This is a genomic window from Rhodococcus sp. P3_B8 (genome assembly GCF_056402775.1).
In genome coordinates this window covers 18,532-27,343 of record NZ_JBFUGT010000076.1, presented here as the reverse complement: position 1 = coordinate 27,343, position 8,812 = coordinate 18,532, and the positions used below count along the sequence as shown (strand labels likewise).

Annotated in this window: 7 protein-coding genes; 6 read left to right on the top strand and 1 reads right to left on the bottom strand. The window is 67.2% G+C overall.

The window, feature by feature from the left end; genetic code table 11:
• The 3 genes from AC1D1G_RS22475 to AC1D1G_RS22465 all read left to right on the top strand — a co-directional run.
• A partial coding sequence (locus AC1D1G_RS22475) for a PucR family transcriptional regulator (RefSeq protein WP_477953733.1) occupies positions 1-461 on the top strand: 461 nt, incomplete at its 5' end.
• 115 nt (positions 462-576) lie between these two features.
• On the top strand, positions 577-2,520 hold the full coding sequence (locus tag AC1D1G_RS22470; RefSeq protein ID WP_477953732.1) for an acyl-CoA thioesterase/BAAT N-terminal domain-containing protein: 1,944 nt from the start codon (positions 577-579) through the stop codon (positions 2,518-2,520).
• Positions 2,520-3,821: a type I glutamate--ammonia ligase gene (locus tag AC1D1G_RS22465; protein WP_477953736.1), complete on the top strand. Its 1,302-nt coding sequence runs from the start codon at positions 2,520-2,522 to the stop codon at positions 3,819-3,821. The genes AC1D1G_RS22470 and AC1D1G_RS22465 overlap by 1 nt, the downstream gene beginning before the upstream one ends.
• On the opposite strand, the gene AC1D1G_RS22460 is transcribed toward AC1D1G_RS22465, so the two are convergent.
• Positions 3,822-5,042: a fatty acid desaturase family protein gene (locus AC1D1G_RS22460; RefSeq protein ID WP_065491920.1), complete on the bottom strand. Its 1,221-nt coding sequence runs from the start codon at positions 5,040-5,042 to the stop codon at positions 3,822-3,824.
• 173 nt (positions 5,043-5,215) lie between these two features.
• Here AC1D1G_RS22460 and AC1D1G_RS22455 point away from each other — a divergent pair, with 173 nt between their 5' ends.
• From AC1D1G_RS22455 to AC1D1G_RS22445, 3 genes are all read left to right on the top strand, one after another.
• Positions 5,216-5,641, top strand: a complete 426-nt coding sequence (locus AC1D1G_RS22455; protein WP_477953730.1) for a hypothetical protein — start codon at positions 5,216-5,218, stop codon at positions 5,639-5,641.
• The gene (locus AC1D1G_RS22450; protein WP_477953728.1) at positions 5,638-7,986 is read left to right on the top strand and encodes a WXG100 family type VII secretion target; all 2,349 of its coding nucleotides are present in this window, start codon (positions 5,638-5,640) and stop codon (positions 7,984-7,986) included. The genes AC1D1G_RS22455 and AC1D1G_RS22450 overlap by 4 nt, the downstream gene beginning before the upstream one ends.
• A gap of 203 nt (positions 7,987-8,189) precedes the next feature.
• Positions 8,190-8,741: a hypothetical protein gene (locus AC1D1G_RS22445; protein WP_477953727.1), complete on the top strand. Its 552-nt coding sequence runs from the start codon at positions 8,190-8,192 to the stop codon at positions 8,739-8,741.
• The last annotated feature ends 71 nt before the right edge of the window (positions 8,742-8,812 follow it).

Sequence of the window (8,812 nt, the reverse complement as noted above, 5' to 3'; positions counted from 1 at the left end):
ATTCCGCGTTGGACCTCCTCGGCCGCAGTGGTCACGGCCGGATCGGGGTCAGCTCGGTGTTCGGACGTCCCGGCGGGACGAGCCGGGCCGTGGAGCAGGCACGGATCGCGCGTCGCTGCGCCGGACACGGCGGATGCACCCTCACCCGTTACGAGTCGGTGCCGGTGTCGCTGCTGCTGGTCAGCGTTCCCGACGCCGGCAAGCTGGCGTCGAACCAGATCCTCGGACCGGTGCTGGCCCTGCCCACCGAGGAACAGGAGAGCCTGCTCGCCACCCTCGACGCCTGGTTCTCCTGTCGCGGATCCACCACCGCGGCGGCCACCCAGCTGCACTACCACCGCAACACCGTCCTGTACCGGCTGCGCAGAATCCACACCCTCACGGGACGCGACTTCTCCGACCCCATCGACGCCGCCGAACTGTACGTCGGTCTGCGGGCGCACCAGCTGCTCGGTGCGTGACCTGAGCGGCACCCGCTCGGCTCGGTGAATCCGGCCCCCGCGCCCGCCCGAGGGCCGACAATATGTGTGGGTCGGCCGTCGTCCGCTCGGGTATGCCGAGCAGTGGGGCAGTGCAATGGGATTCATCATCGGATTCGCACCGTGGATCGTCTACTGGATCCTGGTGGGCAACACGGGATTCGTCGCTGCCGTCGCGATCGCGTTCGGTATCGCGGCGATTGGCCAGGTGGTGCAACGGTTGCGGGGCCAGCCGTGGCGGACCCTCGAGGTCGGCACCGTCGCCGTTTTCGCGTTGCTGCTGATCGCGGCGCTCACTTTGGACGACGCCGTCCTCGAACGCTGGCTTCAGCCGGTCAGCAACTTCGGGTTGTTCGCGATCGCGGCGGTGGGCGCTCTGATCGGGCGGCCGTTCGTGCGCGAGTACGCGGTGGCAACCGTGGACGCCCGGACGGCGGCGAGCGGCGGCTTCCGGTACATCACCACGGCCATGACGTGGATGTGGGTGGCCGCGTTCGGACTGATGACCGTGTTCTCGCTGATTCCGCCGATTGTCGACGGCGACGCCACCATGCGCGACGCCGGCGACACCCTGTCCGTCGTCTGCTACTGGGTGCTGCCGTTCACCCTCATGGGCGTTGCGGGGCTGGTGTCCGCGGTATTTCCCGGATGGTTCGAGAAGCGGTCGCAGCTGCTGGAGACGCAATCTTCGGCGGAGCCGGCGGTCGCCGAGCAGCCCGCGCCGGCCGCGGACGTGTCGGCAGGGTTACTCGAACTCGACATTCCGGCGTGGTCGCGTCACGACGAGGCGTTCTCGCTGATCGTCCGCGGCGCCCGGCCCGGATCGTCGGTGACCGTCCGCACCACCGGGACCGACGTATTCGGTGGGCGGTGGCGGTCCGAGGCCACGTTCACCGTCCCGGCAGACGGAACAGTCGACGTCGCCGGACAGGTTCCGGACCACGGTGATTGGGACGTGGCGGACGCCGACGCACCGCTGTGGGCCATGTGTTTCGTGTCCGAAGACCGGGTTCCCGACCTCTTCGTGCCGCCGCCCGACACCTGGCTGATCACCGTCGAGGCGAGCACTCCGGACGGAACGTCGCGGCGGGCGGTGACGCGTCATGTGAGCGCCCCCGGAGTGTCCGTCCGTTCCCTCGATGTCGGCGGCCGGCCCGCCCTGCTCGCACTGCCCGCCGGCGATGCTCCGAGCGGCGGGTGGCCGGGCGTCGCCTGCTTCGGCGGCTCGGAGGGCGGCGTCGACTCCCAACGTTCCACCATCGGGATGCTGGCCGCCAACGGGTATGCCGCACTGGCCTATTCGTGGGTGGGTGAATCGAACACCGACGCGACGCTGGTGAACATTCCGCTCGAGCGGTTCGCGACCGCGGTCGACGCGCTGGGAGCGCAGCCGTCAGTGGACGCAAGCCGCCTGACCGCGATGGCCATTTCGCGCGGCGCGGAGGGCCTGTTGGCCTCCGCCTGCGTCGGCGAACTCCCCGTCGCCGGGCTGATCCTGATCAGCCCGAGTTCGGTGTCGTGGCAGGCGATCGGCCCCGACGGCGAGATCGCCGGCACCCCGTCGTGGACGTGGAACGGCCGGCCCGTGCCGTGGGCGCCGCTGCCGGGCGGGGTACTGATGCCCCAGCTGATCCGCAACGCATGGCGGGCCCACCACGACCTCACCGCGCACCGGCCGAGCCTGCTGCGCCTGGGGGCCGCCTACCGGGCCGGGCTCGCGGCCGCACCGGCGGAGGCGACGCTGCGGTCCGAACAGGCGACCGCGTCGATGCTGTGCCTGACCGGTGCCGACGACCAGCTGTGGCCGTCGGGCGAGATGGCCACGGCACTTCTCGGGCGTCGATCCGATACCCGCGACGAACACCGGACGTTCGACGGCGCCGGCCACCTCCTCCGCCTCGGAATGTTCCCCGCCGACGCGCAGTGGACCGGCGGCATCGCGTTCGGTGGCGGGGGTGCCGGTCAGGGCCGGGCGCAGCGCGAAGCGGTGCACAGCGTACTCGGCTTCCTCGCGCGGACCACCGCGGTGGCTAGGGCGTGATGCGCGGCGCAGAGGGCGGCTTCGGCCACACGGACCGCATCGTCGGCTCGATCGTCGACATGGCCGGGATGTCCCGGGCGAAAGTTTTTCCGATCTCGAGACTGGATTCCTTCGTCGACTCCGGTGCAGGCGCGTCGCCGAGTTGGACTGTGTTCTGCGTCGACGACCACCTCGCATTCACACCGTCCTTCTCCGTCGTGGGCGACCTCCGTCTGCGTATCGACGGCGATGACATGCGGGATCTGGGCAACGGCACGTACTGGGCGCCGGCGTGCCTGACCGAGCAGGACGGGACGCCGTCGCCCGCCTGCACCCGGGGCGCGCTGCGGCGGGTGACGGCGCGGCTGGCGGAGTCCGGGCTGACCGCACGAGTCGGCCACGAGATCGAGTTCACCCTCTTCGACGCGGCGACCGCCGAAGAATGGTCCGCCTACGGCCTCAATGCCGTTCTCGCGCAGGAAGAATTCTTCAAGCACCTGCTCGCGGCGGCGTCGACGGCCGCGCTGCCGATCGAGCAGGTCCACGCCGAGGCGGGGCTCGACCAGTTCGAGGTGTCGCTCGCCCCCGCGGATCCCGTCGAGGCGGCCGACAATGCGGTGCTGGCCCGCACCCTGATCAGCCGGGTCGCGCGCGCCCAGGGGCTGCGGGCGTCGTTCTCACCCATGCCCGTTGCGGGAGGGGCGGGAAACGGCGCCCACCAGCACGTGTCGATCTTCGAGGGTGATCTGCCGATCCTGTCGGGAGGCCCGGGCCCGCACGGGCTGACTCCCGCCGGTGGCGCGGCCATCGCCGGGATTTTGCGGGCGCTACCCGAGTTCACGGCCGTTCTCGCCGGGTCGGCGCTGTCGCATCTGCGGTTGCGCCCGGGCATGTGGTCGGGGGTGTTCCGCTGCTGGGGCCTGGAGAACCGCGAGGCCGCCGTCCGGCTCTGCGCGGACACCGCCGGGAACCCGCACGGCGCGAACCTCGAGATCAAACCCGTCGACCCGTCCGCGAACCCGTATCTGAGCAGCGCCGCCATTCTCGGCGCCGCCCACGACGGCATGGCCGGTGAGCTTCCCCTCCCGGACGAGGTGGCGGTCGACCCGGCGGAACTGACCGGCGCCCATGCCGTCGATCTCCTCCCGACCCTGCCGTCCGACGTGCTCGGAACGTTCGAGTCGTCGGCGCTCGCGCGGGATCTGCTCGGGCCGCTGATCGTGGAAGCGCTCGCGGCGGTCAAGGGGTACGAGCTCGCCGGATACCGGGACAAACCGGTCGACGAGGTCGCGCAACGCTTCCGGTACGCGTGGACGTCGTAGTCAGTTGCGGATCATCGCCAGCGCGGTACGCAGTCCGCGCCGCTTCCCGGTCGCAGGATCGACCCCGAACACTTCCTTCATCCCGCCCCGGATGCGGAATCGGAGTTCCGACGCCGTCTCCGGTGCGTCGTCCGCGGATGCCGACAGGAAGCGGTTGGGCAGGGCGAGCTTGAAGATGGTGCGGAGGGTGAGTCCGTACTGGTGGGGCAGCGAACCCGTCGTGTACGGGAGGTCGTACTTGTCGCACAGTTCCCGCATCTTCACACCGATCTCGGCGTAGCGGTTGCTGGGCAGGTCGGGGAACGCGTGGTGCTCGATCTGGTAGCAGAGGTTGCCGCTCATGAACGCCAGGACCGGGCCGGCGTTGAAGTTGGCGGAGCCCAGCATCTGCCGCAGGTACCACTCGGCCTTGGTCTCCTTCTCGAACTCCTCCTTGGTGAACTTCTCCGCGCCGTCCGGGAAATGACCACAGAAGATCACGCCGTAGGCCCACAGGTTGCGGATCACGTTGGCCGTGATGTTCGCCGTCAGCGTGCTCTTCCATGCCGGGCCGGTGAGCGCCGGGAACACCACATAGTCCTTGCCGACCTGCCGCGCGATCTTGCGTCCCACCTCCTTCGCGTTGCGGAGGGTTTCCGCGCGGTCGTAGTCGCCGCGCCGGATGCTCTCCACGTCCAGGTGGTGCAGCGCGACACCCCACTCGAACAGCAACGCCAGCAGCACGTTGTAGAACGGCTGCGCCAGGTACACCGGCGACCACTTCTGGTCGCGGGTCATGCGCAGGATCCCGTAACCGACGTCGCTGTCGAGACCCACGATGTTGGTGAACTTGTGATGGACGTAGTTGTGAGAGTGCTTCCACCCCGACGACGGGCAGGTGTTGTCCCACTCCCAGTTCGACGAGTGGATCTCGGGATCGTTCATCCAATCCCACTGGCCGTGAATGACATTGTGGCCGAGTTCCATGTTCTCGATGATCTTCGCCGCACCCATCAAGGCGGTACCCAGGATCCACGCCGGTCTCTTCCGGCTGCCGAACAGGACGATCCTGCCCGCGATCGCCAGCGACCGCTGCAGTTTGATCGTCCGGTCGATGTACCGCGCGTCGCGGGCGCCGCGGGACTCTTCGATGTCTGCCCGGATCGCATCGAGTTCCGCGCCCAGCGCCTCCACATCCGCATCGGTGAGGTGGCTGTACTCCTTGATATCGGTGATGGCCATCTGGTCTCGATACCCGGTTCACCCGATTCTCAATCTGCGAATCCGCCCAACCGTTGCGCAACCGTGTTGTGGTCACACGTCCGTGTGACGGCGTCCGCTATTCTCTCCACGGTCGCCGAGAGTGTCGGTGACCCGGATCCGGGGGTGGATCTCGATGCGGCTATCAGGGGGAGATGTCGATGTCAGAGGGCGATATGACGTGGCCGGAAAGTGTCATTGCGTCGCTGGACGGGACCGGTGCGCCGCAGCCTACGCTGGCCGCCGTCCCCGGGCTGGCGCCGGTGCTCGGTGGACCGGATATCGCGGTCGTCAAGGTCGACCCCGACATGCTGCGTGCGATGTCGACCGCGCTGGGTGTCGTCGCCCGTGAGGTCGAGGCGTTGGGTGGCCGGCGGAGCTTCGAGCACGCGGTCCGGGCAGTCGAGGGATCCGACACCGCGGCGGCATGCAAGGACGCCGGCGACATCCTCGCGTCCGCGCTCGGAGTCGCGGCCAGTCGTATCGACGAGATGGCGTTCATCGCGGGTGACGGGGCCGAGAATTACGAGGTCACCGACACGTCGTTCGCGTCGCAGCTGTCGGCGATGGGGGAGCTGTGATTCCGCGTAGGTCGCAACTGCATGTGTGGAACCCGCGAGACCTGACACTGGCGGGCGAGGAAATCGGACAGACCGCCGAGGACACACGGGGCCGGGCGGACGACGTCCAGCGTGTTGTCGCGGATCTGGGTCGACACGACGACTGGCGCGGGCCGGCGCAGGCGGCCGCCGAGCAGCGGGCGAACAGTGAGCGCACGGAAATCCGTCGGCTCGCAGACGATCTGGAGGATCTGTCGAACGCGCTCGTCGGTGGGGCCGATCGGCTCGGCCACGCGCGGGACTACGTCGCCACCGTGATCGACAAGGCGGCAACCGACGGATTCACCGTCTCCGACGACTGGCAGATCGTCAGCCCGCCGAAGACGATGAGCGACGCCGAAGCCGCCGAGCATGCCGAGCTGTTGGAGTACTGGCGCAGCCAACTCGGTGGAGCGCTCACGGAACTCGACACTGCCGACCGAGGCATGGCGACGGCGATCCGGGACGCGCTCGGGGCCGTGGCGGCGAGCGCCCCGGCGACCACGGGCCTGTCGGGGCACGAGGGCACCGCGCTGGGCGAGCAGGTCGCGCGGGGCGGTTCCGACATTCCACAGGATGTCCGTGACCGTGTTGCCCGGGAGATCGCGGCGGCGGGACTTACTCCAGCACAAGTGCAGACGCTAGCCGACGGCGGCAAGGTCACCGATCTTCCACAGGGAACGATCGACTTCCTTCAACAGTTCTATACCGCGGCCGGCAAGGACGGGTTCCTCGCACTGTCCGAGCAGTACAGCGAGAACGGACGCACCGAGGCCGCGAGCGCGCTGTCCAACGGCCTGGCCGTGGTGTCGAACTACAACGTCGGCAGTGCCAGCGGCGACGTCGGCGGTCAGAGCCACATTCCGGAAAGCCTTCGTGGGCTGTTCGAGGGCCCGGTGACGTCGATCGGCAACCTGACGAAGGGTGCGCACGACGCGCCGCAACCGTCGGTGGTCGTCAACAACGGCGACGACCTGGCACGCTTCACCAAAGCCTTCGGCCTCGCGGACCCGGCCGTGCAGCAGGGCAGTGAGCTGAGCGAGAGCCTCCTCTCCCGTGCCGGCGAGATCGCCTCGGCCACCAACGACAAGAGTCTCCTCATCRGGGACTCCTTCGACCACAACGCGCTGGGCCGCGACGGCGTCGACACCCTCCTGCAGGGCATGGTCGGCGTCGGCGGCCGCGACCATGCCGCCGTCCACAACATCCTGTCCGGCGAAGGCATGTCGGCCGGCTACAACCGCGACGACGTCATCATGCCCCTGCTCCAACGTGATTGGCCCGACGGCGGCGAACAGAAGGTCGCCGCGATGTTCGACTGGATCGTCGACGACGCCAGGCCCTCCGATCCGTCCGATCCCGGAGAAATGTTCCGGTCATTCCAAGCCGGCGAATCGGCATTCGGCCTCGCACAAATCCTCGCCGCGAAAGACGCCGACCTACTCGACATCCCGGGGACGAAGGGGCAGGCAATCGGTGAGGTGAACCCCGAAATCACGCAGGCGTTGGGCACAACCCTCGCGCCCTACATCGGCAATATGGTCGGGGTGCCCGGCGACTTCGCAGGCACTTCGGGTTTCACCAGCTCGACCGGCGGGGAATTCGGGCTCGAAAACGCGCCCCGCCTCTTCTCGGTCATCGACTCCAATGCCGATGCGGCGAGCTACTTCAACGCGCAGGCGTTCGGAATGTCGGCCCAGCTCGAGCAGGCGTGGGCGTTGGAAGGTCTCACTCCGCAGATGCCGCACTACGAGTACGGTTCGTGGGCGGGGAGTATCCAGGGTGTGGTCGACAAGGGGCTCGATCTCGAATTCTCGGACCGTGTTGGCGACGAATCATCAAAAAATTCAGCTGGTTTCGAGAGCAAGGGTGTCGCGTACGACACGATCAGAACTGTAGTCAGCAAGGGCGTCGAGTTCATCCCTGGCGCCGGACCGATCATCGCCAGCGGAATCGATCTCGCGGATCCGGCATTCAAGAGCGCGGTCATGGGCGCGGTACCCGACAGCACCGTCCAGCCGAACACTCAGTTCGCGGAGGATTCCCTTCTCGCAAAGCAGTACTACCAGATTGCTCTCGGTCTTCAGGCGGCGAATGGCGGCTCGCTCGACCCATATGTTGGTCTCGAGGATTTTCGAGATGGAGTGAATGGGCCCTTGCTGCCGTATGGCGAGATCGTCTCTGATCGTCCCAGCTTTACAACCCCGCTGCTTTCATCGAGTTTGGCCGGATACATCACCGAAGCAGGCTTTTCCGGAGTTGGTGAGTTTGTCGATGCCATGAATGCCGGTCGTGAGCAGGTGCAGAACATGGAGTTCGGGCGATGAGGGCTCAGATTTCGACTGTCCTTGTTGCAGTTGTCGTGTCGGTTAGTGCCTGCGGCACCGATGAAGCGAAATCGTCGATCGATACTCCGGAACGCGTGRTCGCCGGATACAGCGTCCCCGAGAACGTCGACTACAACGTTCGGTGGTCAGCAGATCCAGGTATCGATCTGCTCAGCAGGCCTGCGGTGGTGGCCCGGGCGTACGTGGAGTCGTACTACCTCGCGATTCATGGTCACGCGTTGTCGGCGGGCTACCCAGGTTTCGCTGAGGCGACGTCACAGCAGGGCGACCGGGTCGACTTCGACCACTCGAACGATCCGGAACTGGAACAACTCGTCGGAACCCAATTCGAGCACCTCCTGGCACTGACGCCGACAGAGGACGGGTGGGTCGCGACGGTCTGTTCGGGTAACTACACCGTGATGGCGGAGAAGGACGGCCGATACTTCAATTTGACAGGTCCGTCCCCGCAGGCGGAAACGGTCAGAATAGTAATACCCGAGCAGACGCAGTCTGTCGCTTCCGAACGAATTGTTGCTGAGGGTGCACAGCGTGCTCCATCAGCGGATGTATTCGCTGGTTGGACGGTCAGTGAGCATGTGCCGGCCGCGCGCGATCAGAACGCTTACGCGGAGTGCGACTCGCGCATGCCCGATGCCAGGGATGTGCGACCGCAGAAGGCGAACCTCCCGCACGACACCCCCTACCCGACGCTTGCTCCGTATCCGGGCTGGCCGCGTTACGACGAGAACTGACGGCCACGTCCGCCGTCGATGGAAGGGCACTGTCACCGCCGCCGTCATCCGGTCATATCCTCGACGTCAGC

Bases quoted from the DNA above. Each gene is read 5' to 3' on its own strand.
- AC1D1G_RS22470 (WP_477953732.1), top strand. From the start codon at position 577: ATGGGATTCATCATCGGATTCGCACCGTGGATCGTCTACTGGATCCTG.
- AC1D1G_RS22465 (WP_477953736.1), top strand. From the start codon at position 2,520: ATGCGCGGCGCAGAGGGCGGCTTCGGCCACACGGACCGCATCGTCGGC.
- AC1D1G_RS22460 (WP_065491920.1), bottom strand. From the start codon at position 5,042: ATGGCCATCACCGATATCAAGGAGTACAGCCACCTCACCGATGCGGAT.
- AC1D1G_RS22455 (WP_477953730.1), top strand. From the start codon at position 5,216: ATGTCGATGTCAGAGGGCGATATGACGTGGCCGGAAAGTGTCATTGCG.